Origin of the sequence: Hydrogenovibrio sp. 3SP14C1, assembly GCF_029625905.1 — a bacterium.
Taxonomy (GTDB): Bacteria; Pseudomonadota; Gammaproteobacteria; order Thiomicrospirales; family Thiomicrospiraceae; genus Hydrogenovibrio.
Genome location: NZ_JARTLM010000153.1, coordinates 1 through 265 on the forward strand (window position 1 = coordinate 1; position 265 = coordinate 265).

General features: G+C 68.3%; 1 protein-coding gene. It reads left to right on the forward strand.

The genetic code is table 11. The annotated features are described in order from the left end of the window. On the forward strand, positions 1-265 hold a 265-nt coding region (locus P8629_RS12025; protein ID WP_278166346.1), incomplete at both ends, for an MFS transporter.

The following is a 265-nucleotide window of genomic DNA, read 5'->3' on the forward strand; positions in this document are numbered from 1 at the left end:
GCGCTGTTCCGCGGCATGCTGGGCCTGACCGAGGCGGCCGGCATTCCCGCCGGCGTGAAAGCGACCACCGAGTGGTTCCCCGCCAAGGAGCGTTCGATCGCCATCGGCTGGTTCAACATCGGCTCCTCGATCGGCGCCCTGTGCGCGCCGCCGCTGGTGGTGTGGACCATCCTGCACGGCAGCTGGCAGATGTCCTTCGTCATCGTCGGCGCCATCGGCATCGTCTGGACGGGCCTGTGGCTGGCTTTCTACAAGCATCCGCGCG